We start from the raw sequence: 23988 nt of genomic DNA on the forward strand, positions 1-23988 counted from the left end.
CAGCAGGACGACACCGGTCCCGGACGCCGGCACGACGCCATGACGACCACCGCCACCTCCGGGTCTACCCTGGATCCGGTACAGGAGACCGGCCGCCTGCACGAGGCCTGGGCGCGCCGGTCGGCGACGATCGACGATCCGCTCGCCGACCTGCTGCGGCACCTGCACGCCGAGGTGCCGTACTACCGGGGCGGTCGGGCCGGGCGGCTCGCCGGGCTGCCGGTCGTCGACCGCGCGCTGCACCGGGCGCGCGGCGACGAGTTCCGGGCGGTCGGGACGACGCCGGCCTACACCATCACCTCCAGCGGCAGCACCGGCGAGCCGTTGGCGGTGGGCCTCGACGAGGCGGCGTGGTACGCGGTCAACTACCACTTCTTCTCCCAGATCGTCGAGCTCGCCGGCGTGCCGACGGAGACCTTCCACCCCGGCGCGGTGGCTGTCGCGTTCGTCAGCAACAAGCCGTCCCGCCGGGCGTTCGTCCGACCGCTGCCCGGGCTGCGGCACGGCCTGTACGCGCGGGTCCAGCTCGACGCGCCGGCCGACCGCCTGGCCGCGCTGTTCGACCGGCTCCGGCCACCCGTCCTGTACGGCAAGCCCACCTACCTGCTCGACCTGCGACAGGCGCTGCTGCGGGCCGGGGTCGACCGCCCGACCTGGACGCCCCGGCTGCTGCTGACCAGCGGTGAGCCGTTGCACCGGGACGACCGGGCGAGGCTCACCGGCTACTTCGGCGCGCCGCTTGTGGACGCGCTCGCCTCCACCGAGGGCGGGTTGATCGCGGCCACCCGTCCCGACGAGCCGGAGTACGACGTGTTCGGCGACAACGTCCGGCTCGAGGTGCGTACCGACGGGGGTCCGGTCGCCGCCACCGGGGAGGGCGAGCTGCTGGTGACGAACCTGGTCTACCGCGACACGGTGTTCGCGCGGTACCGCACCGGCGACCGGGCGGTGCTCGCTCCCGGGCGGGTCGACGGCGCGCAGCGGCTCGCCCGGCTGTGGGGCCGCGAGCCGCGGGAGGTCCGGTTCCGCACCGGCACGGTGCCCGCCGACACCCTCACCGACCGGCTCGGTCTCCTGCCGGGCCTGGCGGACTTCCAGGTACGGACGGCGCCGTCCGGCGCGGTGCTGCGGTGGACGCCCGACGACGTCCCCGCCGACCCCGAGCCGGCGTTGCGGGAGGTCATGGCCGAGCTGCTACCGGGAGAGGACGTCCGGTACGAGCGGTGCGCCCGGATCACGCCGCCGGGCGGCAAGAAACGGAGATTCGTATGACGCTCGACCTGACCTGGACGGGCAGCCAGTTCCTGGACCCCGCCACGCACAGCCGGGACGTCCTCTCCGGCCTGGGGACGGTCGACCTGACCACCAAGGACGACACCTGGGCCGACCGGGTCGCCGAGGCGGTCGGCGGGTACTTCACGGTCCCGGAGCCGTGGATCCGGGTGGGCGCCGGCACGACGCAGCTCATCGAGGTGCTGCTGCGCGAGCTGCACCGGGGCGTCGTCGTCGACGTGGTGCCCAACTTCCACCTCGCGGCCACGGTGGCCCGGCAGGAGGGGTGGACGTACCACAGCGTGCCGGTCCGGGAGCCGGCCGAGCTGCTGCCCGCCCTGGCGCCGTACCTCGGCCGCGCCGACGTCACCATCTCGATGTCCTCGCCGCGCAACCCGCTCGGTTACCAGTTCGACCTGGCCGACGTCGAGGTCCTGCTGCGTCGGGCGGCGGGCCCGGTGATCCTCGACGAGGTGTACGCCGACTTCGCCCCGGACTCCGCGCTGCGGCTGCTCGGGGCGCACCCCAACCTGTACGTCGCGCGGACCTTCTCCAAGGCGTGGGGGCTGGCGACCCTGCGGGCCGGGTTCGTCGCCTCCGCCGCCTTCGCCGACCCGGCGCGGCAGGTCTCCCGTCGGTCGCTGCCCAACAGCGTCTCGGGCATCACCCAGCGCGCGGTACGTCACCTGTTGGCACATCCGGAGGTCGTCCGGGAGAGCATCGCCGCCGCGCAGCGTGCCCGCGAGTCGATGCTGGCCGGGTTCGCCCGGATCGCCGGGGCGCGGGTCTGGCCGTCCGCGGCCAACTACGTCTGCCTGGAGACCCCGCTCGCCGGGCCGGTGGCCGAGGCGCTGGCGACCGCCGGGTACCGGGCCCGACTGCTGCACGACCTGCGCGGGTACCCGGAGAGCTGGCCGCCCGGGATCCGGCTGTCGGTGCCGCCGCAGCCGCACCTGGACGCGGTGGTGGCCTGCGTCGCGGCCTGTCACGACGGGGTGGAGCCGGTCGCCGAGGTGGTCCCGCCAACTCGGGCGGCCCGGTGAGCCTCCCGCACGCGCCGGGCGTCCCGTCCGCGCCGACCGACCTGGCCGCGCCGACCGACCTGGCCGCGCCGGGCGTCCAGACCGCGCCGGGCGATCCGGGCGTGGTGGGCGGCCCGGCCGGCGCGGTCGGGGAGCTCAACGGACAGCCCGCCATGAGCGCCGACGGCCGGCACGTCGCCTGGCTGTCCAGCGGCGCGGCGGGCACCCGGCTGGTGCTCTACGACGTGGCGGCCCGGCGGCCGTACGCCAGTCTGCCGGTCGCGGCCCGGCGGGCGCGGGCCTTCACCTGGTCGCGGCTGCCCGGCGTCGGTATCGCGGTGGCCGATCCCACCGGCAGCGAGAACTGGTCGCTGTACCGGGTCCGGGTCGACACGGGGGAGTGGGACGCGCTCGGGCCACCCGTCGGGGCGCAGAGCCGCGTGGTCCGGCTGAGCCCGCGGCGACCGGACTCTGTGCTGGTGGCCACGAACGGGCGCGACCCCCGGTTCCACGACTACGACCTGGTGTCGCTGCGTACCGGTGACCGTCGCCGGCTGCTCGCGAACGCCGGGTACGCGGCGGCCTACTTCGACGACGAGTTCGCGCTCCGGCTGGTGGAGACGGTCGACGGCGACGGCGCGCGGACGTTCTGGCACGGCGACCCGGCCGGCGGGCGACGGTTCCTGCGGGTGCCGCACGAGGACGCGTTGACCGCCCGGCTGCTGCGTTTCGCCGGGGACGGCCGGACCGTCTACGCCGTGCTGCCGGCCGGTGACGACGCCGTGCGGCTGGTCGGCCTGCGCTGCGTCGCCGACGAGCCGGCCACGGTGGAGGAGACGCTGCTGACGGCGCGGCGGGCCGACATCGACCGGGTCCTGACCGCGCCGGGGACCGGCCGGCCGGAGCTGGCGCAGGTGGAACGCTTCCGACCCCGTACGGTCGCGCTGGCCCCCGCGCTCGCGCCGGTCCTCACCGCGCTCCGGGCCCGACTCGGCGACGAGCCCACCGTGCTGCAACGGCACGAGGACGGTCGGCTGTGGCTGGTGGCCGTGCGCCGACCCGAGACGGACGTTCGGTACTTCTGCTACCAGCCGCACGACGACGCGTTGTGGCCGTTGTCGCAGGCCCGGCCGGACGGCCGACCGCTGGCGATCTCGTGTCGCCCGGTCGACGTCCCGGTGCGGGACGGCCGGCGCAGCGTGGCCTACCTGACCGTGCCGAGACGACGTGCGCCGCACGGCCCGGCCCCGGCGGTCCTGCTGGTCCACGGCGGTCCGTGGCGGCGCAGCCGATGGGAGTACGCCGAGCGGCGTGGCTGGCTGGCGGCTCTCGGTTACACGGTGATCGAGCCGAACTTCCGTGGTTCGACGGGCTTCGGTCGGGGCTGGGTCAACGCCGGTGACCGGCAGTGGGGCGCGGCGATGCGGGACGACCTGCTCGACGCGCTCGACTGGGCGGTCCGCCGGGGCGTGTGCGACCCCGACCGGGTCGGCCTGGTCGGGGGCAGCTACGGCGGGTACGCGGCCCTCCAGCTCGCCGCCAGCGCCGACCGCCTGTTCCGGTGCGTGGTGGCCACCTCGCCCGTCACCGACCTGCCGGCGTTCCTGGAGTCGCCGCCGCCGTACTGGCGTTCGGCCGCGCCCATGCTGCGCCGTCGGATCGGCGACCCGGCGGATCCGGCCCAGCGGGCGGCCCTCGACGCGGTGTCGCCGGTGCGGCACGCCGACCGGATCCGCTGCCCGGTGCTGCTGGTCCACGGTCTGAACGACAGTCGGTTGCCGGCGGAGATGACCACCAGGATGTTCATGGCGCTGGCCCACGCCGACCGGGACGCCAGCATGGCCCTGTTCCCCGACGAGGGGCACGAGATCGTCGGCGCCGCGAACCGGCTGGCCGTCGCCAACCTGCTCGCCGGCTTCCTCGCCCGACACCTGCCCGTGCCCGGGTCCTCCGCGCCGCCGACGTCCGCGCCGGAGCCGTCCGTGCCGGAAGCGTCCGCGCCGCCGACGTCCGTGCCGACAGCGGGCCGGGTGCCGGCGGGATCGACGCTCAAGCTCTTCCACACCCCGCGTCACCAGCGGGTGAACGCCGATCCGACCGGACAGAAGGTGCGCCCGTGATCGACCCAGCCTGGTTCCTGTCCGAGCTGACCCGACACCGGGTCGGCTGCGTCACCGGCGTGCCCTGTTCGTACGTCTCGGGCCTGTACACCCTCCTCGAAGGTGAGCAGCGGTACGTCTCGGCGACCAACGAGGCGGAGTCGGTGGCGATCGCCGCCGGCGTCTGGCTCGGCGGCTCGCAGGCGGTCGCGCTGTGCCAGAACTCCGGCCTGGGCAACATGACCAATCCGCTCAGCTCCCTCGCGGTCCCGTACCGGATCCCGGTGCTCCTCGGGGTGTCGCGGCGCGGCTGGCCGGCCGGCGCCGACGAGCCGCAGCACGCCCTGATGGGTCGGATCACGCCGGAGCTGCTCGGTCTGCTGGAGGTGGCCACCGAGACCCTCGACCCCGCGCCGGAGGTGGCGGCGCAGCAGATCGAGGTGGCGGTCCAGCGGTGCGCCGACCGGCGTTCCGCCGCCCTGGTCATCGAGAAGGGTCTGTTCGACAACGTCGTCCCGACGCCGGCCGTACCGCCGGTCGGGGTACGTCCGCCCGCGGCGGCGCACACGCTGTCCGGCGGGGCCCGGCCCCGGCGGGCCGACGTGATCGCGGCCCACCTGGCGCTGGAACCGGCCCGGGTCACCGTGGCCACCACCGGTTACACGGGTCGTGAGCTGTACGGCATGGACGACCGGGACAGTCACTTCTACATGGCCGGCTCGATGGGCTGCGCGGCCGGCATCGGGGTCGGCCTCGCCACCACCGGCCATCCGGTGACCGTTCTCGACGGGGACGGCGCGCTGCTGATGCGGCTCGGCTCCCTCGCCACGGTCGGCCGGTACGTGCGTTCGCCCTACCTGCACGTCGTCCTGGACAACGGCCGGCACGAGTCGACAGGTGGCCAGCACACGAACGGCGCCGCCGTCGACTTCGCCGCGGTGGCCGTGGCCTGCGGTTACCGGGCGGCGTGGCGGTGCGACGGCATCGACGCGGTACGGGAGGCGCTGCGCCGGGCCGTCCAGGTGACGGACGGGCCGGTGCTGGTGCACTGTCGCGTCGAGGCCGGAACCAGCGGCGCCCTGCCCCGTCCCCGGCAGCGCCTGGACGACCTCGCGGCGCGGCTGCGCGCCCACCTGAGCCGAAAGCACGTCCCCGCGTCCGTCCCGCTCTGACCCCCGGGAGAAGCCATGGCACTCCTTTTCACCCGTACCAATTCCCTCCTGTTGCTGGTGCCGAAGACCGGCAGCACCTGGATCCGGGCGAAGGTCCGGCAACTCGGGCTGGCCGTCGAGACGGTCGGTGATCCGGCGATGCGGGATCACGACCTGCTCGACCAGTACGACCGGTCCGCGTACCGGCACGTCGGGGCCTTCGTCCGTGACCCGGTCGAGTGGTACCGGTCGTACTGGGCCTACCGGATGGAACGGGGTTGGCGTCCGCAGTATCCGCTGGACGAGCAGTGCGCCAGCGACGACTTCGAGACGTTCGTCCGCCGGGCCGTGTCGATTCTGCCGGGCGCGCTGGGGAACATCTACACCTCCTACGTGGGCCCGCCCGAGGCGGAGATCGACTTCGTCGGGCGGCAGGAGCGCCTGGTCGACGACTTCGCCCGGTTCCTGCGCCTCGCCGGTGAGGAGTTCGACGAGGCGACGTTGCGGGAGGGCAGCCGGGTCAACGCGACGACGACGGTGCCGGACTATCCGGAGGAGCTGAAGGAGCTCGTCACCCTGTCCGAGTGGGACACGATGCGGCGGTTCGGCTATCTCGCCGACCGGCCCGACCCGTACGGGCTGGCGGAGATGCAGGCACGCTTCCCCGCGTACGCGGAGGACCACCGGCTGCTGACCCTCTGGACGGAGAAGATCCACTGGGCGCCGGACGACGTGAAGCGGGCGGCCGGCCGACCGATCCGCCAGCAGACCCGGCACGCCCGGGTGCACAGCAACTTCGCGCTGCTCGCCCAGCACAAGTACGGCGACCACGACTACGCCGAACAGCGGTACCGGCAGGCGCTCGAACTGGACCCCGACCACCCGCGCACGCTGTGCAACTACGCGCTGTTCCGCTGGCAGGCCCGGGCGGAGCCGCAGGAGGCCCGCCGGCTGATGCTGCGCGCGCTGGCCGGTCGTCCGTCGCACCCGTACACCCTGGGCAAGCTGGCCCGGCTCTCCGACCGCGCGCTCGGCGACCCGGAGCTGGCCGAGGTGCTGTACCGGCAGAGCCTCGCCGGCAACGACCGGCAGCAGGACGTCCCCGTGGAGCTGGCCGAGCTGCTGGTGCGGCTGGGACGCCCGGGCGCGGCGGTGGCGCTGCTCACCGAGCGCGCCGGCCGCCCGGACGCGAGCGAACTCACCCGGTCGGCCCTGGCGCTGCTGCGTCAGCGCGTCGAGCCGTCCGACCCCGCCCAGCGCCAACCAGCGTTGGCCTGACGAACCGAATCCCCTGAGGAAGGACACCACGAATGTCTGGCGACGACTTCTCCGGCGAGAGCATCGTCCGTAACCACGTCGATGCCGGCGGCAGGTCACTCGACGCGCTCGTCGCCGAGGCACGCGCGACGCTCGACCGCGACCGCATCGTCCTGATCCGTGACTTTCCGCTCGACCCCGACCGCTACCTGGCCTTCCTGGGCCGGTTCGGCACCCCGTTGGCGAACTACTCGTCCCGCAGCGACCTGGCCAAGGACGACCCGCACCCGCAGATCAACCGGGTCAAGTACAAGCCGAAGGGCCAGTACGTCAAGCAGTCCGTGCACTACGTCGGTGGCGAGCTGCGGCCACACTCCGCGCGTTCCTGGTGCGACCCCCGGCCGGCGTACTTCGCGATGCTGATGGTCGAGCCGGGCTGGCGGGACACGCCGGAGGGGCAGCGCGGCGAGTCGGTGGTGCTGGCCTGGCGGCGGCTGTTCGAGGAGTTGGCGGCCCGGGACGGCGAGACGTTCGAGGCGCACCTGGCCCACCTCACCGGCACCCCGGTCACCTTCGAGGCCAACAACGTCCGTGAGGAGCTGTCGCACCTGCCGCTGTGCTACCCGCTCGCCGACGCCGCCGGTCCGCTCGACCTGGGCGTACGGATGAAGCAGGACATCCAGGACAAGCTTCCGGGTCTGCGTGACCAGATCGCCGACTACGAGGGCTACCGGCGCGCCCTGGACTACGTGATCGAGAACGCCGCCGAGGAGAAGTTCCAGGCGTGCTTCCCGATGGACAGCGGTGACCTGCTGCTGCTGGACAACAACCGGTTCGCGCACGGCCGCCGGAAGATCGTCGGCGAGCGCCCGCAGGACGGCGGCACCGCGGTCAACAACCGGGAGCTGTGGAGCGTCACCGTCGCCTGACCGTCCCGACCACAACCGAGGAGATTCCGCATGACCAGCCCCGAGCCCACTTCCGCCGAGCCCACTCCCGCCGTCGACGGGGCCGCCCTGGCCGACAGTTGCGCCCAGCTCCAGGGTGAGCTGGACGCCCTGCTGCTGGGTCAGGACACCCAGCGGGCCGTCGACTCGTTGGACAACGCCGTCGCCTCGCTCAAAGAGGTGGAGCAGCGCAACGTGTCGTCGGTGCAGCTCGTCGCCCTCACCGACTGACCGGCCGACTGACCGACCGGACGGGTGGACGCGGCCGAGCGTCCGCCCGTCCCCGTACCGCCCAACCGCCCCACCGACGAAACAGGTAGATGATGTCGTTGGCACCGACGAACGGCTGGCGCAGCCGTGCCGCAGGTCTCCCGGTCAAGCTGATCAACTCGTGTGTGCGGCGGGCCGCCGACCTGCTCGACGGACGCGAGCAGCTCGTCTCCCGCAATCCGACGCCCCGCGACGGTGATCTCGTCGTCGTGCGGTGCCTGGCCGGCGCCGGCGCGTACGACCACGTCGAGGACGAGACCGGCATGCCGGTCAAGCTGTACCAGGGTGACCTGTTCGTGGCGACGCTCGGCACCCGGCGCTCCGGCACCAACCTCATCGGCGAGGTGCCGACGACCCCCGTCGCGGCCGGCGACCGGCTGGACCTCGTCGCGCAGGGCGGCCTGGCGGCCAGGTGCACGGCGGTCCCGGCCTACTACGGCGCCCGCGCGTTGCCGTTGGAGGTCGTCGGGTTCCCGGCGGACGCCGCCGGACGCGTCCGCAACATCGACGAGGCGCCGGTGGTGCCCGTCCGCGACAGCCGACGGCCGCGCGTCGACACCCCCGTGCTGTTCGTCGCCGGCACCTCGGCCGAGGTGGGCAAGACCACGCTCGTCTGCCAGCTCAACATCGTGGCCAGGCAGCACCGGCCAGGTCTGCGTACCGCGGCCGTCAAGGCGTGCGGCACCGGACGGGCGAAGGACGTGCTGAGCTACCGCGCCGCGAACTACGACGTGGTCACCGACTTCGTCGACGCCGGCATGCCGTCGACCTACGGCGTGGACCCGGACCGGTTCCGGGCCATGCTGTACACGCTCGTCGAACACTGCGCGGAACGCGTCGACCTGATCGTGGTGGAGATCGGCGGGGACTTCCTGGAGGCGCGGGCCCCCGAAGCGCTGGAGATCATGGCGGAGCTCGACGCCGCCTGCGTGATGATGGTCAACGACGCGATGGGCGCGCTGGAGGGCCTGCGTCAGCTCCGGGCGCTCGGCCGGGCGCCGCTCATGATCGGCACGTACCGGCAGAACCTGCACGCCCTCGCCGACCGCCTCGCCGTACCCGTGGAGCAGGTCGTGAACTCCACCGACGCGGACGCGCTGCGCCGCCTCCTCGACGCGATCCACCCGGCGCGGCCGACCGCCGACCTGCTCGCCGGGGCGACCGGCTGACATGGACGAGATCCTGCTCCTCGCCGCGGTGGCGCTGCTGGCGGTGGTCCAGTCGGTGTTCGGGGTCGGCCTGCTGCTCTTCGGCACGCCCCTGCTGCTGATGGCCGGCTACTCCTACCTCGAACTGCTCTACGTCCTGCTGCCGGCGTCGGCCACGTTGAGCACGCTGCAACTGGTCTTCGACCACTCGGTACGGCCGCGCGAGGTCGGTGGCTACGCGCTGTGGGTGGTGCCGGCGATCCTGGTGGGCACGGTGACGTCACTGCTCTACCTGACCGGCCTCGACATCCGGATTCCGGTGGCGGTGCTGCTCGCCGTCACCGGGGTGCTGCGGCTGAGCCGCTGGACCCGGCAGAGGTTGCAGACGGCGTGCGTGGCGGCCGGTCGGCCGGCGTTGAGCCTGATCGCCCTCGCGCACGGGCTGACCAACATGGGCGGCGGCCTGCTGGCCGTGTACGCGGGCGCGCTCAGCGACCAGAAACGCGAGGTCCACCGGACGGTGGCGGTGGTCTACCTGCTGTTCGCCGGGAGCCAACTGGTGGCGCTGTACGTCCTGCACGGCCCGCCGACGCCGGATCCGCGTCTGCTCATGTCGACGGTCGGCGTGGCCGTGCCGTACCTGCTGCTGGGCCGGCGGGTGTTCCAGGCCATGTCGGACCGCCGGTACCAGGCCGCCTTCTCCGCCTTCATGCTGTGCTGCGCGGGCGTGCTCACCTGGCAGGCCGCGCAGTGAGCGCCGCGCAGCAGGGCGCCGCTGGGCAGAGCGCCGGGCAGCAGGGCGCCGCCTGGCGGTACCGGCACGAGGGGCCGCGCGTCGACGGGAAGACGCTGACCCGGGACCGCACGTTCCCGGTCCGCTACCCGCACACCGGTGAACCGGTCGCCGACGTCGCCATGGCGACCCCCGACGACGTACGGCAGGCGGTGCGCGTCGCCGCGAGGTTCCGTGACCGGCTGAGCCGGCACGACCGGTACACGATCCTGATGCGGACCCGTGAGCTGATCGACAGCCGGCGCGCGGAGTGGGCCCGCCTGATCACGATGGAGTCCGGCCTGTGCCTGAAGGACACCGGTCACGAGGTGGGCCGGGCCTGTGACGTCCTGCTGTTCGCCGCCAACCAGGCGCTCGTCGACGACGGCGAGATCTACTCGTGTGATCTGACCGCGCACGGTCGGGCCCGCAAGGTGTTCACCACGCGGGAGCCGCTGCTCGGCGTGATCGGCGCGATCACGCCGTTCAACCACCCGCTCAACCAGGTGGTGCACAAGGTGGCGCCGGCCGTCGCGACGAACAACCGGCTCGTGCTCAAGCCGTCGGAGAAGACCCCGCTGGCCGCGTTGGCCTTCGCCGACGTCCTCTACGAGGCGGGCCTGCCGCCCCCGATGTTCCAGGTGGTCACCGGTGATCCCGCCGAGATCGGTCCGGCGCTCGTCGAGGACCCGCTCGTCGAGCTGGTGACGTTCACCGGCGGCACCGAGGTCGGCAAGCGGGTGGCCGCCCGCGCCGGGTACCGCCGTACCATCGTCGAGCTCGGCGGGACCGACCCGGCGATCGTGCTCGACGACGCGGACCTGGCGGAGACGGCGCGCCTGGTCCTCCAGGGGGCCTGCAAGAACTCGGGGCAGCGCTGCACGGCGGTCAAACGGATCCTGGTGCAGGCCGGGGTCGCCGACGAGTTCGTGGCCCTCCTCACCGAGCAGGCGCGGCAGTGGCGCACCGGTGACCCGCTCGATCCCCGGACCGACATCGGCACCGTCGTCGACGAGCCGGCGGCCCGGCGGATCGAGGCCGCGGTCGACGACGCCGTCCGGGCCGGCGCGGTGCTCCGCCACGGCGGCGTCCGCTCCGGCGCGCACTACGCTCCGACCGTGCTCGACCAGGTAACGCCCACCATGGCCGTGGTGACCGAGGAGGTCTTCGGCCCGGTCGCCCCGGTGGTGCGGTTCACCACCGACGACGAGGCCGTCCGGATCGCGAACTCCAGCCGGTACGCCCTGTCGGCCGGCGTATTCACCCGGGGCCTGGACCGGGCGCTGCGCTTCGTCGACCAACTGCACGCCGGCACCGTCAACATCGGCGAGGTTCCCGGCTACCGGATCGAGTCGACGCCGTTCGGCGGGATCAAGGACTCCGGGCTCGGCTACAAGGAGGGCGTGGTCGAGACCATGAAGGCGTACACCAACGTCAAGACCTTCTCGCTGCCCTGGCAGCCATGACCTGACCAGCCACTGGAGACGTACGTGCGCATCCTCGTCCTGCACCAGAACAAGTTCGACCGCCTCGGGTACGCCGACGCCTTCGACCACGCCCGCCACGACGTCACGTACGCCGGCACCGCCGAGTACATCGGGAACATCCCGGCGGACGTCCGCTGCGCGAAGGTGGTGCTGGAGCCGGAGCGGTCCGTGGTCGACCAGCTCCGTCCCCGACTACGGGGGTGGCCGCCGTTCGACCGGATCCTCACCCGGCACGAGCTGCTCATCGCCCCGGCGGCCGAGCTGCGGGCCGAGTTCGGCGTCCCCGGCATGCGACCCGACCTGGCCCGCAACTTCCGCGACAAGGTGGCGATGAAGACCGCCGTCGCCGCCCGGGGTCTGCGGGTTCCCCGGTTCGTGCCGGCGACCGACCTGCTCACCGGGGACGTGACGCCGCCGTGGCGGGGCCGCACCGTCGTCAAGCCACGCGGCGGGGCCGGCAGCCGCGGGGTGACCCTCTGCGAGGACGTCCGGCAGGCCCACGAGCTGGTCGCCCGGGAGCAGCGCACGGACGCCGGATTCGCCGGGCGGTACGAGGTCGAGGAGTACGTCGACGGGGACCTGTGGCAGATCGACGGCTACCTGTTCCGTGGCGAGCCGGTCGCGATCCAGGCCAGCCGGTACGTGGGGAGCTGCCTGTCGTTCGAGCAGGGCCGGCCGCTCGGCGTGGTGCAACGGCCGCACCCCGAGCTGGAGGCGTTCACCGTGGACTGCCTGCGCGCGCTCGGCGGCGACACGCTCACCTTCCACCTGGAGGCCATCACCACCCCGCAGGGCCCGGTGTTCCTGGAGGTGGCCGCCCGGTGCGGCGGCGGCTACACGGTGACCACCTTCCGGCGGCGGACCGGGATCCACCTGCACACCCTGGACATGGCCACCGAGGTGTCGGGCGCGCTCGCCACCGGGCACATCCACCGGCCGGAGACCACCGACCTGCACGGGGAGTTCCAGTACCCCGGCCACGTCTACGGCGGTGCGCCGATCACCGTCGACGTGCCGGCCGGGCTGCTCGACGACCCGCGCGTCCTGACGTACCAGGTGTACCCGGTCGACAGGCCCACCCCGGTGAAGGGCTCCTACCGTCCGGAGAACCTTCCGCTGTCCGGCCTGGTCACCGGCCAGGATCCGGACGTGCTGGAGAGCTGGCTGGTCGACCTGTTCGCCCGGGTCACCGTCACCCCGCGCCTGGGCGCGCCGGCTCCGCTCGTCGCCGCGCAGGCGGCCCCGTGACGGAACGGGTCCGCGCCATCCTCCTCACCCCGACCGACGGATGGTTGGTGTTCCGGCGTACCCGACCCGACCGGGACGTCTACTGGTCCCTGCCGGGCGGGGGCGTGGAGCCCGACGATCCCGATCGCCGGGCCGCGCTGCTGCGGGAGGTACGCGAGGAGGTGGGCGGCACGGCCCGGATCCACAGCCTCCGGTACGTCCTGGACACGCCGGCCGGCCGCCAGTACCTCTACCTCTGCCGGATCGACACGTGGTGCGAGGCGGACCGGACCGGGGCGGAGTTCAGCGACCCGACGGCGGGCGGGTACCTGCTGGAGACCCGGCGACTGGACCACCGGACGCTGGCCGCGATCACCCTGAGCCCACCCGGTCTGGCCGACCTGCTCGCCGCGGACCTGCGCCGGTCCGATGGCGACCTGTTCCGCCTGCCGGGCCTGCCGGAGGGCCCGGACTGACGCAACCCCCACCCGAGGCAGCGCCCTCCCCAAGGCAGCACCCGGAAGCAGAAACCTCCCCACGGACCGCGCGGACAGTGCCGGCCGTAGGTTTCCGGGGGGAGCCCGCCCACTCCGGGCGGTCAGGCTTGATCCCTGCGTGGGTGGGCTCCCCCCGGAAACCCCCCACGCGGTCTCATGCCCCCTTGGGGTGCCAGACGGTTTTGGTTTCCAGCAGGGCGGTCGTTCGGGTGATGCCGGGGTCTGCGGTCCAGTCGTGGTCGGCCGGGACGGGTCGTAGTACCCGTTTGAGGTTCTCCGCCGCCTTGATTTCCAGGTCGGTGGCCAGTTGCGGGTCGGTGACGCCGGTGAGGTCGAGGGCGTTGACGTCCAGGTGCGCGGCCAGCGTCGGAGCGGTTTCGGCGACCCGGCCGGTGAGCAGGTTCACCACGCCGGCGGGAAGGTCGCTGGTGGCGAGCGCCTCGGCCAGGGTGATCGCCGCCAGCGGCGCGGTGGGTGAGGTGAGCGTGACGACCGTGTTGCCGGTGACGATGGCGGGGGCGATGACGCTGACCAGGCCGAGTAGCGCCGGCTGTTCCGGGGCGATCACGCCGACCACCCCGGTGGGTTCGGGGGCGGACAGGTTGAAGTAGGGGCCGGCGACGGGGTTGGCGCCTCCGTGGATCTGGGGGAGCTTGTCCGCCCAGCCGGCGTACCAGACCCAGCGGTCGGTGGCGGTGTCGACTTCGTCGGCGGGCACGCCGAGGGCGACGAACTGCTCGCGGCGGCCTTCGAGCATTTCGGCGATGCGGTAGAGGATCTGTCCCCGGTTGTAGGCGGTCGCGCCGGCCCAGCCCTTCACGGCGGTCCGGGCGGCGACCACCGCGTCCCGGACGTCCTTGCGTGAGGAGAGGGCGACATTCGCGTTCTGCACCGGGTATGACCGTCCTGACTCGCTGCGGGGGAACTTCCCGCCGATGAACAGCTTGTACGTCTTCCGCACGGTCACCCGTTCAGACATCGAGGTACCCTTCCAGCCCGTGCCGGCCGCCTTCGCGGCCGTAGCCGGACTCCTTGTAGCCGCCGAACGGCGAGGTCGGGTCGAACTTGTTGAACGTGTTGGCCCAGACCACGCCGGCGCGTAGCCGGTCGGCGGTCCACAGGATCCGGGAGCCCTTCTCCGTCCAGATCCCGGCGGACAGCCCGTACGGCGTGTTGTTGGCCTTCTCCACGGCCTCCGCAGGGGTGCGGAAGGTCAGCACGGACAGCACCGGGCCGAAGATCTCCTCCCGGGCGATCCGGTGCGCCTGGGTGACCCCGGTGAAGATGGTCGGGGCGAACCAGAACCCGCGTTCGGGCAGCTCACAGGCGGGTGACCAGCGTTGCGCGCCTTCGGCGGCGCCGGCGTCGGACAGCTCGGTGATCCGGGCGAGCTGGGCGGCGGAGTTGATCGCGCCGACGTCGGTGTTCTTGTCCAGCGGGTCACCGACGCGCAGCTGGGCCATCCGCCGTTTCAACGATTCGAGGACCTGCTCGGCGACCGACTCCTGAACGAGCAGCCGGGACCCGGCGCAGCAGACGTGGCCCTGGTTGAAGAAGATGCCGGTGACGATCCCCTCGACCGCCTGGTCGATCGGGGCGTCGTCGAAGACGATGTTCGCCGCTTTGCCGCCCAGCTCCAGGGTGAGTTTCTTGCCGGTGCCGGCGACCGCGCGGGCGATGGCCCGACCGACCTCGGTGGAACCGGTGAACGCGACCTTGTCCACACCCGGATGCTCGACCAACGCCCGACCGGTGTCCCCGGCGCCGGTGACGATGTTGACCACGCCCGCCGGCAGGTCAGCCTGCTGACAGATCTCGGCGAACACCAACGCGGTCAACGGGGTCGTCTCGGCCGGTTTGAGCACCACCGTGTTCCCGGCCGCGAGGGCCGGGGCGATCTTCCAGGCCAGCATCAGCAGCGGGAAGTTCCACGGGATGACCTGCGCCGCCACCCCCAACGGCCGCGGATCCGCCCCGCTGTGCTGGCTGGTCGGCCTCCGACCGAACCCCGCGTAGCCGAGTTTGTCGGCCCAGCCGGCGTAGTAGAAGAAATGCGCGGCGACCAACGGCAGGTCGACATCCCGCGATTCCCGGATCGGTTTGCCGTTGTCCAGCGACTCCAGCACCGCCAGCTCACGGGAGCGTTCCTGCACGATCCGGGCGATCCGGTACAGGTACTTCGCCCGGTCCCGGCCCGGCATCGGCCCCCACACCCGCTCGTACGCCGTGCGGGCGGCCCGGACCGCCCGGTCCACATCCTGCGGGCCGGCCTCGGCGACCTCCGCGAGGACCTCCTCGGAGGCCGGGTTGATCGACTTGAAGCTGCCACCGTCGGTCGGGTCGACGAACCCGCCGTCGACGAACAGCCCGTACGAGGGCTTCAGGTCCACCACCGCACGGGACTCCGGGGCGGGCGCGTACTCAAACATGGGTCAGTCCAGGGTGAAGTAGTCGGGACCGGCATACACACCGGTGGTCAGCTTGGTGCGCTGCATGAGCAGGTCGTTGAGGAGGCTGGACGCCCCGAACCGGAACCAGTCCGGGTCGAGCCAGTCCGCGCCGACCGTCTCGTTGACCAGCACCAGGTATTTGATCGCGTCCTTGGTGTTCTTGATGCCGCCGGCCGGCTTCACACCCACCTGCCGGCCGGTGGCCGCCCGGAAGTCACGCACCGCCTCCAACATCACCAACGTCACCGGTAGCGTGGCCGCCACCGGGACCTTGCCGGTGGACGTCTTGATGAAATCACCGCCGGCCAGCATCGCCAGCCAGGAGGCGCGGCGCACGTTGTCGTAGGTGGCCAGCTCACCGGTCTCCAGGATCACCTTCAGGTGCGCGTCCCCGCAGGCCTCCTTGACCGCCACGATCTCGTCGTAGACGGCCTGGTAGCGGCCGGTCAGGAAGGCGCCCCGGTTGATCACCATGTCGATCTCGTCCGCGCCGGCCGCCACGGCGGCCCGGGTGTCGGCGAGCTTGACGTCGAGGGGGGCCTGCCCGGACGGGAACGCGGTCGCCACGCTGGCCAGGTGCACGCCGGAACCGCGCAGCACCTCGGCCGCGTACGGCACCATCGCCGGGTAGACGCAGACCGCGCCGACGTGCGGGCAGGTCGGGTCGGCCGGGTCGGGTCGCAGCGCCTTCGCCGCGAGAGCCCGCACCTTCCCCGGAGTGTCGGCCCCCTCCAGGGTGGTCAGGTCGACCATCCGGATGGCCAGGTCGACCGCCTGCGCCTTGGCGGTGGTCTTGATGGATCGGGTGCCGAAGTGGGCCGCCCGCTGCTCCGCGCCGACCTGGTCCACCCCGGGCAGGCCGTGCAGGAAGGCACGCAGAGCGGTCTCGGAGCCGGTCACGTCCGGCAGGTCTCGCACGAGGGCCATGGTCAGCCTCCTACCTCGGTCGATGTGGAGGGGGCAGGGTCGACGCCGATCCGGTGCAGCTCCCCGGCGAAGTGGCAGGCGGCGAAGCGCCCCGGCGCCTGCTGCCGCAACGGCGGCGACGCCGTACGGCAGATGTCACGACCCGGCCGGGCCGTCGGGCCGATCGGGCAGCGGGTGTGGAACCGGCAGCCGGGTGGGGGCCGCAGCGGGCTCGGCAGGTCGCCGGGGAGGGTGACGTACTTCCGGGTCCGTTCGACCACCGGGTCCGGCACCGGCGCGGCGGAGATGAGCGCCGCCGTGTACGGGTGCAGCGGCTCGGCGTACAACTGCTCCGCCGGGGCGAGCTCCACGATCCGACCCAGGTACATCACCGCCACCCGGTGACTGACGGCGCGTACCACCGCCAGGTCGTGCGCGACGAACAGGTACGACAGGCCGAGCGTGTTCTGCAGCTCGGACAACAGGTTCACCACCTGCGCCTGGATCGACACGTCGAGCGCGGAGACCGGCTCGTCGCAGACCACCAGGGACGGGTCGAGCACGAGTGCCCGAGCGATGGCGATGCGCTGCAACTGGCCGCCGGAGAACTCGCCCGGATAGCGGCTCGCGTCGGCGGAGCGCAGTCCGACCCGTTCCAGGGCCTGCCCCACCAGCTCGTCGCGATCCCGGCCCGAGCTGATCCGCTGCACCCGAAGCGGCTCGCCCACCAACTCGCCCGCGGTCATCCAGGGGTTCAGGCTCGCCTTCGGGTCCTGGAAGACGATCTGCGCCTTGCGGTGCAGGCCGGCGGCGCGCCGGGCGCCGGGCGCGGTGACGTCGACGCCGTCGAAGTGGACCGTACCCCGGGTGGGCTGGTCGATGCCCATGGCCAACCGGGCCAGGGTGCTCTTGCCGCAGCCGGACTCGCCGACCAGGCCGAGGGTCTCCGCGCGCCCGAGCGTCAACGACACGCTGTCGACCGCGCTCACCGTGCCCCGACCGCGCCACCCGACCAGCCGGCCGGCCCGGAACTCCTTGCTGACGTCGCGTAGCTCCAGCAGGGGCGTCCCGGTCCCAGCCGTGGTGAGCGCGGCGCCGTCGACCGCGCCGGCGGCGGTCGCCGCCTCCGGCTTCCAGCAGGCCACCAGGTGTCGGTCCGGCAGTTCCGCCTGCGGCGGCTCGTCGGCGCGGCACCGGTCGTCGGCGTGGGCGCAGCGGGGAGCGAACCGGCAGCCGACCGCCGGCCGGTCGGAGATGCTGGCGGGTTGACCGGGGATCGCGGTGAGTCCACCGGGCGGACTGTCCAGCCGGGGGACCGCCGCCAGCAGGGCCCTGGTGTACGGGTGCCGCGGGTTGGCGAAGACGTCGGCGGTGGTGCCCTGTTCCACGATCCGTCCGCCGTACATGACCAGCAACCGGTCGCAGGCCCGCGCCACCACGCCGAGGTTGTGTGAGATCAGCACGATGGCGGTGCCCAGCTCGCGGTTGATCTTCACCAGGAGGTCCAGCACCTGGGCCTGGATCGTCACGTCCAGCGCGGTGGTCGGCTCGTCGGCGATGATCACCTCAGGGTCGTTGCTGACCGCCATCGCGATCACGATCCGCTGCCGCATCCCACCCGAGAACTGGTGGGGAAAGTCGCGCAGCCGAGCGCCGGCGTCGGGGATACCTACCAGCTCCAGCAGCTCCCGCGCCCGCGTCCGCGCCTGGGCGGCGGTGTACCTGCCGTGCGTGAGCATCGCCTCGACCAGTTGGTCACCCACCCGGATCACCGGGTTCAGCGCGGCCAACGGATTCTGGAACACCATGGCGATCCGGGCGCCCCGCACCGTGCGCAGCTCACGGCCGGACAGGGAGAGCAGGTCCCGGCCGTCGAAGGTGACCGTGCCGTTGGTCGTTCCCGGTGGCGGCACCATCCGCAGCAGGGAGAGCGCGGTCAGCGACTTGCCCGAGCCGGACTCACCGACCACCCCGAGGATCTCGCTCCGACCCAACGTGAGGTCGACGCCGTCGACCGCGACCATCTGCCCACCCGCCGCGGTGGGAAAGGCGACTCGCAGTCCGCGTACGGTCAGCAGGGCTTCCCTGCCGGGCGGCAGGTCGGCGGACGGACGGGTGGCGGCCCCGGTGCTCATGGTCGTGGTCTCCGTTCGCTGTTCGAGCCGTAGTCGAAGACGAAGCGGTCCGCCCGGTACAGCTCGCGGACGAACTCCATCGGTCGGTCGTCCTGGTCGAAGGTGAGGCTGTGGGTCACGATCACCGGGCTCCCCCAGGGCAGACCGAGCAACGACGCCACCGGCGGATCCACGAAGGACACCCGCAACTCGTTCTCGGCCCGCGCCGGCCGCAGGCCCGCCGCCTTCAACTGCTGGTAGACACCGGTCTCCTCGATCATCCGGTGGTCGACCACGCGGGCCACCCGCGACGGGTACCACGCCTCGATCAGCACCAGCGGCTCGTCGCCCGCCGTGCCGACCCGCAGCAGCCGGTACAGCCGACGCGCCCGTGGCGTGTCCAGCTTCCGGCGCAGTTCCGGGGTGCTCTCCTCGAAGCCCTGCTCCACCACCCGCAGCTCGGCGGCCACGCCCGCCGTCCGCATCGCCTCCGAGAAGCTGGTCAACGACGGCAGCACCAGGTGGATGCGACGGTGGTTGACGAAGTATCCGGCGCCGTGCCGGGCGGTGAGCCGGCCCTCGGTGACCAGCCGCTCCAGCGCCTGTCGTACGACGTGCCGGCTGACCCCGTAGTGACCGGCGACGGCGCTCTCGGACGGCATCCGGGCGCCGTGCGGGAGCCCACCGCCGTCGATGACGGCCTGCAGCGCGGACTTGACCTGAAGGTAGAGCGGGTGGTCACCGACCCGGTCGATCGGCGGCAGCTCAGCCAACATGAGCGTCTCCTCTGTGGAGTTTCCCTAGGGTCGCCGCTGGTTGCCGCGGCCACGGCAGCGTACTGACCAGGGCGGCCAGCAGCAGGCCGAGCGCCGGCAGGATCCAGTGCTGCGTGCCGGGCGCGAGCCGCTGGGCGAGTTGGAGCGCGCCGGGCGCCAGGGCGGCGACACCGGTGGACGCCGCGATGATGACCGGCGCGCCGAACCGGCTGCTCCCGCCGGGGGCGTAGCCCAGCCCCAGCAGCGTCGGAAAGATCGGGGCCACCGCGGCGGTGGCGACGACGGCCAGCACGGTCACCGCCACCGGCCCGGCGACCATCGGGAGCGCCGCCACGCCGCCGGTGCCGACCAGGCAGAGCAGCACCACCCCGCGGCGTGGCAGCGCGCCCGCCGGCAGCGACGCCGCGATCCGTCCCACGATCATCCCGATGCCGGCGCCGAGGAGAGCCTGGTCGGCGTGGTCGGGCACGACCAGGGCCGCGCCCGAGACCAGTCCGAGCTGGACCGCGGTGGCCAGGCCGGCGCAGGCCGCCAACCGGGCCACCAGTCCAGCGGGTGGCCCATCCGCCGCGGCGGCGGCGGTCTGTCGAGGCGCCCGCACCGCCGCTGCCGCTGCGGTGAGCACCCCGACGACCAGCAGGGGGCCGACGCCCGCCCCCAGGCCCAGCACGATCGGTGGCACCCCGTTCCCGACGGCGAGCAGCGCCTGCATGGTCAGCACCGGGCGGGCGCCGGGCCACCGGCGGGCGGTCAGGTCGGTGAGCCCGACGTTGAGCAGCGCGGCGGCCGGGGCCAGGACCGCGAGGCCCGCCAGGTGCAGTACGGTACGCGTGCGGTCACCCGTCACCAGGCCGGCGGCGAGCAGGCCCATGCCGAGGGCGAGCAGGGTGAAAGCGAGCCCGGTCAGCCGCGCCGCCCAGGCGCGGAACCCCTCCAGGGCCAGGCAGGAGACGGCCACCAGCAGCAGGTATCCGGCCATCACCGCCGGCCGCTGCGGAAAGACCCCCGCCGGTACGGTGAACGCGAAGCCGAGTACGACGAACCGGATGCCGACGCCGACCATCGTCGTCCGGCGTCCTACCGCGACGGCCGACGACCCGGCGCTCACGACTGTTCCGTGGAGCTGCGGGTGGCGAAGCGACGGGCGACCGCCTCACCCACCAGGTTCAGCGACACCACCAGCAGGCAGAGCGTCAGGGTGGGGAAGACCAGGTACCAGGGCGCGGCGTAGACGTAGCCGCGCCCATCGTTGATCAGGCTGCCCAGGCTCGGCATCGGTGGTTGGACGCCGAAGCCGAAGAAGCTCAGCCCGGCCTCGTACATGATCGCGCCCGGAATGCCCACCGACCAGGCGACCCCGAGCTGCACCGCCATCGGCCGCAGGACGTGCAGCCGCAGGACGTGCCAGCGACCGGCGCCGAAGGTGCGGGCGGCCGAGACGTAGTCCCGCTCGCGCAGAGCCAGCGCCTCGCCGTAGACCAGCCGGGCCACGTCCGGCCAGCCGATGATCACCAGCGCGAGGGTCAGCGTGGCGAGGCTCGGCCCGAGCACGGCGGTGACCGCCATCGCCACCAGGAGGGCCGGGAACGCCAGCATGATGTCGGTGGCGCGGAGCAGCAGGACGCGGGCGACGCCGGGGGAGAAGGCCGCCAGGTAGCCGATGAGCACGCCGACCACCATCACCACGGTGCGTACGCCGACCCCGATCAGGATCGAGGTGCGCAGCCCGTAGAGCACCCGGCTGAGCATGTCCCGACCGAGCTGGTCGGTGCCGAACCAGTGCTCCGGCCCGGGCGGGAACGGCGGCACGTTGCCCGGCGTCACGTTCACGACGGTCGGGTCGTACGGGGCGAACAGCGGCGCTCCCACCCCGAGCACGAGCCACAGCCCGGCGATCACCGCGCACCAGACCAGGGTCCGTCGGCCCGGCCGGCGGGCGCGGCCCAGGAGGGCCAACCGCAGGCGGGTGGTCAGGCCGGGCGACACCGGCCGCGACGCGCTCCGGAGATCAGACATCAGGCACCGATCCGAGGGTCGACGAGCCGGTAGGCGATCTCGGCGAACTGGTTGGTGAGCAGCACGACGATGGTGATGGCGAGCAGGGCCCCCTGCAACGCCGGCAGGTCCCGGTGCACCAGCGCGTCGTAGGCGTACTTGCCGGCGCCCGGCCAACTGAAGATCACTTCGACGATGGCGACCCCGCCGAGCAGCCGGGACAGATCGGCTGCGGCCACCGAGATCAGTGGCCCGTAGGAGACCCGCAGCACGTGCCGGCGGGCCACCGTGCCCGGTCGGACGCCCTTGGCGATGGCGGTGCGGACATGCTCGTCGTTGAGGTGCCCGGCGATCGAGGCGCGGGCGAACCGCGCGACGAACCCGGCCGACGGAATCGCGCAGGTGATCGCCGGCAGCACGATCGCCGCGCTGAGCATCCCGCCGCTGCCCGACGGGGGCAACCAGCCCAGCCACTGCGCGAAGACCAGTTGCAGCAGCAGGGCCAGCGCGAACATCGGTAGCGACACCGCCACGGCCGAGCCGGTCATCAAGGTGTTCGAGGCGAAGCGTCCGCCGCGCAGCGCGGCCAGGGCGCCGATCAGCAGACCGGCGGCGAGGGCGATCAGCTCGGCGACCAGGGCCAGTTGGATCGTCTTCGGGAAGACGCCGAGCAGCTCCGCCAGGACCGGTCGCCCGGTCTGGAAGCTGGTGCCGAGGTCACCCCGGAGCAGCCCGCCCAGGTACTCCAGCAACCGCTGGGGCGCCGGCTTGTCCAGTCCGAGCTGCTCCCGGACGGCCTGGACGCTGGCCGCGTCCGCGCCGGCTCCGGCGACCACCCGGGCGGGGTCGCCTGGCAGCGCGTCGATGAGGACGTACGCCACCAGGGCGACCCCGAGCGCGAGCAGCGGGATGGCGCCGAGCTGTCGGAGGACCCTGTTCACCGGTGCGATCCCGCCTGTCCGGTCACTGCGCGACCCAGGTCTTGCGGTAGTTGTGCGCGTCCATCGCCGACGGCACGTACCCGCCGACCCTCGGCTGGTGGATGTCGACGTAGACGTTGTGCAGCAGCGGGATGTAGGCCAGCTCGCCCAGCACCGCGTCGCCGATCTGCTGGTAGAGCCCGGCGCGGGTGTTCTCGTCCATGCTGCTGCGGGCCTGCGTCAGCAGGTTGTCCACCTGGGAGCTGCGGTAGCGGGCCGCGTTGCCGAAGCCGATCCGGTCGGAGGCGACGAGCGGGGTGATGAAGCTGTCCGGATCGATGAAGTCGGGCACCCGGTAGGTCCAGGCCAGGTCGAAGTCGCCCTGGTCGAGAGCCTGCTGGTACTGCGCCTGCTCCAGTTGGTTGAGCTGGACGTCGATCCCCACGGCCTTCAGGTTGGCCTGGTACAGCTCCAGCGTCTTGGTCAGGTTCGACCAGGACGGCGCGATCAGCCGGAGCGGTGTCGTCGGCGCGCCGGCCTCGGCGACGAGGGCTTCGGCCGCGTCGGCGTCCGCCGCGCAGGCCGGCTTCGGCGGCGACTTCTCCAGCGGTTCGGGCAGCAGGGTGTACGCCTCGTTGGCCCGTCCCTGCAGACCGGCGACCGCGGCGGCCCGGTCGACGGTGACGCAGATCGCCTGACGCAGCGGCTTGGACCCGCCGAGCGGCTGGCGTTCCATGTTGATCGCGAACATCTCGGTGTGCAGGGTCTCGGCCCGCCCCAGGTTCTCCGACCACTTCGGGTCCTTGGCGTACCGGTCGTAGCTGGCCGGCGGCAGCCAGGTGATGTCCATGCTGTCCGACTCGAACTCGAGCATCCGGGTGTTCTCGTCCGGCACGAAACGCCAGATGACGGTGTCGAGGTAGGGACGACCGTCCCAGTACGAGTCGTTGGCGGTGGCGCTCAGTTGCTGGTTGCGTTGCCACTCGCCCAGCTTGAAGGGCCCGGCCGAGACGACCTTGGCGCCGAAGTCGGCCGCGTTCTCGGTGGCCGCCCTCTCCGACACGATCGCCAACTGCGGGCTGGCCAGCAGCGCGGTGAAGCCGGCGTACGGCTGGGTGAGCGTGACGGTGAGCGCCCGTTCACCGGTCACCACGATGCCGGAGATCTCGTCGGCCTTGCCGGTGCGCAGCTCGGTGGCGCCGGCCACGATGTCGATGATCTGCGCCCGGGGTGACTTGGTGGCCGGGTTCACCACCCGTTCCAGGCTGAACTTGACGTCGTCGGCGGTGACCGGGTCACCGTTGGTGAAGGTGGTCTGCCGCAGTTGGATGGTCCAGGTTCTGCCGTCGGCGCCGGCCTCGGCCTTCTCGGCCAGGGCCGGCTCGACGGCGTTGCCTTCGGTGTTGAGCCGGAACAGGCCCTCCAGGATGTTGGTGCCGATGACGATCTGGTCGTAGCCGGTCAGCAGCGCGGGGTCGAGGCTGGCCGGGTCGCCCGAGGCGAAGGTGGTCAGCGTGCCGCCGGAGCGGGGTTCGCCGGGGCCGGCGCTGTCATCGCCGGAGCTGGTGTCGGGTTCGATGGAGCTGCATGCCGTCAGCGCGGCGACGAGCAGGACGGCCGCGCCGGTACGGAAGAGGGGACGGGGTGTCACGGGTGGCTCCCAACGGTAGGAGCGCCT

The 23988-nt window shown here is 72.7% G+C and carries 21 protein-coding genes; 12 read left to right on the plus strand and 9 right to left on the minus strand.

The features are described 5' to 3' along the window. Nucleotides 1-39: 39 nt before the first annotated feature. The 12 genes from O7606_RS19745 (at nucleotide 40) to O7606_RS19800 (ending at nucleotide 13128) form a co-directional block, all read left to right on the plus strand. Entirely contained in the window at nucleotides 40-1272 is a 1233-nt protein-coding gene (locus O7606_RS19745; RefSeq protein WP_281595503.1) for an AMP-binding protein, read from the plus strand. Beyond that, the gene (locus tag O7606_RS19750) at nucleotides 1269-2315 is read left to right on the plus strand and encodes an aminotransferase class I/II-fold pyridoxal phosphate-dependent enzyme (protein ID WP_281595504.1); all 1047 of its coding nucleotides are present in this window, start codon (nucleotides 1269-1271) and stop codon (nucleotides 2313-2315) included. Before O7606_RS19745 ends, O7606_RS19750 begins: the two co-directional genes overlap by 4 nt. After that, nucleotides 2312-4414: an alpha/beta fold hydrolase gene (locus O7606_RS19755; protein ID WP_281595505.1), complete on the plus strand. Its 2103-nt coding sequence runs from the start codon at nucleotides 2312-2314 to the stop codon at nucleotides 4412-4414. Before O7606_RS19750 ends, O7606_RS19755 begins: the two co-directional genes overlap by 4 nt. Next, nucleotides 4411-5565: a phosphonopyruvate decarboxylase gene (aepY, locus tag O7606_RS19760; protein WP_281595506.1), complete on the plus strand. Its 1155-nt coding sequence runs from the start codon at nucleotides 4411-4413 to the stop codon at nucleotides 5563-5565. The genes O7606_RS19755 and aepY overlap by 4 nt, the downstream gene beginning before the upstream one ends. Before the next feature lie 15 nt (nucleotides 5566-5580). After that, nucleotides 5581-6822 carry a hypothetical protein gene (locus tag O7606_RS19765; protein ID WP_281595507.1) on the plus strand — a complete coding sequence of 414 codons (1242 nt, stop codon included), beginning with the start codon at nucleotides 5581-5583 and terminating at the stop codon, nucleotides 6820-6822. A gap of 32 nt (nucleotides 6823-6854) precedes the next feature. Continuing rightward, complete coding sequence (locus O7606_RS19770; protein ID WP_281595508.1) at nucleotides 6855-7730, plus strand: TauD/TfdA family dioxygenase; 876 nt, start codon at nucleotides 6855-6857, stop codon at nucleotides 7728-7730. A gap of 30 nt (nucleotides 7731-7760) precedes the next feature. Next, nucleotides 7761-7979, plus strand: coding sequence for a hypothetical protein (locus O7606_RS19775; RefSeq protein WP_281595509.1), 219 nt, complete (start codon nucleotides 7761-7763; stop codon nucleotides 7977-7979). Between the two features lie 98 nt (nucleotides 7980-8077). Beyond that, a complete protein-coding gene (locus O7606_RS19780) occupies nucleotides 8078-9187 on the plus strand; it encodes a hypothetical protein (protein ID WP_281595510.1) in 1110 nt (369 codons plus the stop codon). Between the two features lies 1 nt (nucleotide 9188). Further along, nucleotides 9189-9920, plus strand: a complete 732-nt coding sequence (locus O7606_RS19785) for a sulfite exporter TauE/SafE family protein (RefSeq protein ID WP_281595511.1) — start codon at nucleotides 9189-9191, stop codon at nucleotides 9918-9920. Beyond that, nucleotides 9917-11404 (plus strand): phosphonoacetaldehyde dehydrogenase, encoded by a 1488-nt coding sequence (gene phnY, locus O7606_RS19790; RefSeq protein WP_281595512.1) that lies wholly within the window; start codon nucleotides 9917-9919, stop codon nucleotides 11402-11404. Before O7606_RS19785 ends, phnY begins: the two co-directional genes overlap by 4 nt. Before the next feature lie 24 nt (nucleotides 11405-11428). Next, entirely contained in the window at nucleotides 11429-12673 is a 1245-nt protein-coding gene (locus O7606_RS19795) for a hypothetical protein (protein WP_281595513.1), read from the plus strand. After that, nucleotides 12670-13128: an NUDIX hydrolase gene (locus O7606_RS19800; protein WP_281595514.1), complete on the plus strand. Its 459-nt coding sequence runs from the start codon at nucleotides 12670-12672 to the stop codon at nucleotides 13126-13128. Before O7606_RS19795 ends, O7606_RS19800 begins: the two co-directional genes overlap by 4 nt. 175 nt (nucleotides 13129-13303) lie before the next feature. Here the strand turns inward: O7606_RS19800 and O7606_RS19805 are convergent, their stop codons facing one another. From O7606_RS19805 to O7606_RS19845, 9 genes are read right to left on the minus strand one after another with little or no spacing between them, the layout of a single operon-like run. Beyond that, on the minus strand, nucleotides 13304-14128 hold the full coding sequence (locus O7606_RS19805; RefSeq protein WP_281595515.1) for an aldehyde dehydrogenase family protein: 825 nt from the start codon (nucleotides 14126-14128) through the stop codon (nucleotides 13304-13306). Continuing rightward, nucleotides 14121-15578, minus strand: coding sequence for an aldehyde dehydrogenase family protein (locus O7606_RS19810; protein WP_281595516.1), 1458 nt, complete (start codon nucleotides 15576-15578; stop codon nucleotides 14121-14123). The genes O7606_RS19805 and O7606_RS19810 overlap by 8 nt, the downstream gene beginning before the upstream one ends. A gap of 3 nt (nucleotides 15579-15581) precedes the next feature. Beyond that, complete coding sequence (gene deoC, locus O7606_RS19815; protein ID WP_281595517.1) at nucleotides 15582-16526, minus strand: deoxyribose-phosphate aldolase; 945 nt, start codon at nucleotides 16524-16526, stop codon at nucleotides 15582-15584. Between the two features lie 2 nt (nucleotides 16527-16528). Then, nucleotides 16529-18640, minus strand: a complete 2112-nt coding sequence (locus tag O7606_RS19820) for an ABC transporter ATP-binding protein (RefSeq protein ID WP_281595518.1) — start codon at nucleotides 18638-18640, stop codon at nucleotides 16529-16531. Next, complete coding sequence (locus O7606_RS19825) at nucleotides 18637-19395, minus strand: GntR family transcriptional regulator (RefSeq protein WP_281595519.1); 759 nt, start codon at nucleotides 19393-19395, stop codon at nucleotides 18637-18639. Before O7606_RS19825 ends, O7606_RS19820 begins: the two co-directional genes overlap by 4 nt. Further along, nucleotides 19385-20503, minus strand: coding sequence for a hypothetical protein (locus tag O7606_RS19830; protein WP_281595520.1), 1119 nt, complete (start codon nucleotides 20501-20503; stop codon nucleotides 19385-19387). Before O7606_RS19830 ends, O7606_RS19825 begins: the two co-directional genes overlap by 11 nt. Further along, the gene (locus O7606_RS19835; protein WP_281595521.1) at nucleotides 20500-21411 is read right to left on the minus strand and encodes an ABC transporter permease; all 912 of its coding nucleotides are present in this window, start codon (nucleotides 21409-21411) and stop codon (nucleotides 20500-20502) included. The genes O7606_RS19830 and O7606_RS19835 overlap by 4 nt, the downstream gene beginning before the upstream one ends. After that, the gene (locus O7606_RS19840) at nucleotides 21411-22331 is read right to left on the minus strand and encodes an ABC transporter permease (RefSeq protein WP_281595522.1); all 921 of its coding nucleotides are present in this window, start codon (nucleotides 22329-22331) and stop codon (nucleotides 21411-21413) included. The genes O7606_RS19835 and O7606_RS19840 overlap by 1 nt, the downstream gene beginning before the upstream one ends. A gap of 22 nt (nucleotides 22332-22353) precedes the next feature. Continuing rightward, nucleotides 22354-23961, minus strand: a complete 1608-nt coding sequence (locus tag O7606_RS19845) for an ABC transporter substrate-binding protein (protein ID WP_281595523.1) — start codon at nucleotides 23959-23961, stop codon at nucleotides 22354-22356. Between the last annotated feature and the right edge of the window lie 27 nt (nucleotides 23962-23988).

The sequence above is a fragment of the Micromonospora sp. WMMD882 genome, assembly GCF_027497255.1.
Classification (GTDB): Bacteria; Actinomycetota; Actinomycetes; order Mycobacteriales; family Micromonosporaceae; genus Micromonospora.

What these genes read in the sequence shown, in the direction of transcription:
- O7606_RS19745 (WP_281595503.1), top strand. Translation starts at nt 40, where the DNA reads ATGACGACCACCGCCACCTCCGGGTCTACCCTGGATCCGGTACAGGAG.
- O7606_RS19750 (WP_281595504.1), top strand. Translation starts at nt 1,269, where the DNA reads ATGACGCTCGACCTGACCTGGACGGGCAGCCAGTTCCTGGACCCCGCC.
- O7606_RS19765 (WP_281595507.1), top strand. Translation starts at nt 5,581, where the DNA reads ATGGCACTCCTTTTCACCCGTACCAATTCCCTCCTGTTGCTGGTGCCG.
- O7606_RS19770 (WP_281595508.1), top strand. Translation starts at nt 6,855, where the DNA reads ATGTCTGGCGACGACTTCTCCGGCGAGAGCATCGTCCGTAACCACGTC.
- O7606_RS19775 (WP_281595509.1), top strand. Translation starts at nt 7,761, where the DNA reads ATGACCAGCCCCGAGCCCACTTCCGCCGAGCCCACTCCCGCCGTCGAC.
- O7606_RS19785 (WP_281595511.1), top strand. Translation starts at nt 9,189, where the DNA reads ATGGACGAGATCCTGCTCCTCGCCGCGGTGGCGCTGCTGGCGGTGGTC.
- O7606_RS19805 (WP_281595515.1), bottom strand. Translation starts at nt 14,128, where the DNA reads ATGTCTGAACGGGTGACCGTGCGGAAGACGTACAAGCTGTTCATCGGC.
- O7606_RS19810 (WP_281595516.1), bottom strand. Translation starts at nt 15,578, where the DNA reads ATGTTTGAGTACGCGCCCGCCCCGGAGTCCCGTGCGGTGGTGGACCTG.
- deoC (WP_281595517.1), bottom strand. Translation starts at nt 16,526, where the DNA reads ATGGCCCTCGTGCGAGACCTGCCGGACGTGACCGGCTCCGAGACCGCT.
- O7606_RS19820 (WP_281595518.1), bottom strand. Translation starts at nt 18,640, where the DNA reads ATGAGCACCGGGGCCGCCACCCGTCCGTCCGCCGACCTGCCGCCCGGC.
- O7606_RS19825 (WP_281595519.1), bottom strand. Translation starts at nt 19,395, where the DNA reads ATGTTGGCTGAGCTGCCGCCGATCGACCGGGTCGGTGACCACCCGCTC.
- O7606_RS19835 (WP_281595521.1), bottom strand. Translation starts at nt 21,411, where the DNA reads ATGTCTGATCTCCGGAGCGCGTCGCGGCCGGTGTCGCCCGGCCTGACC.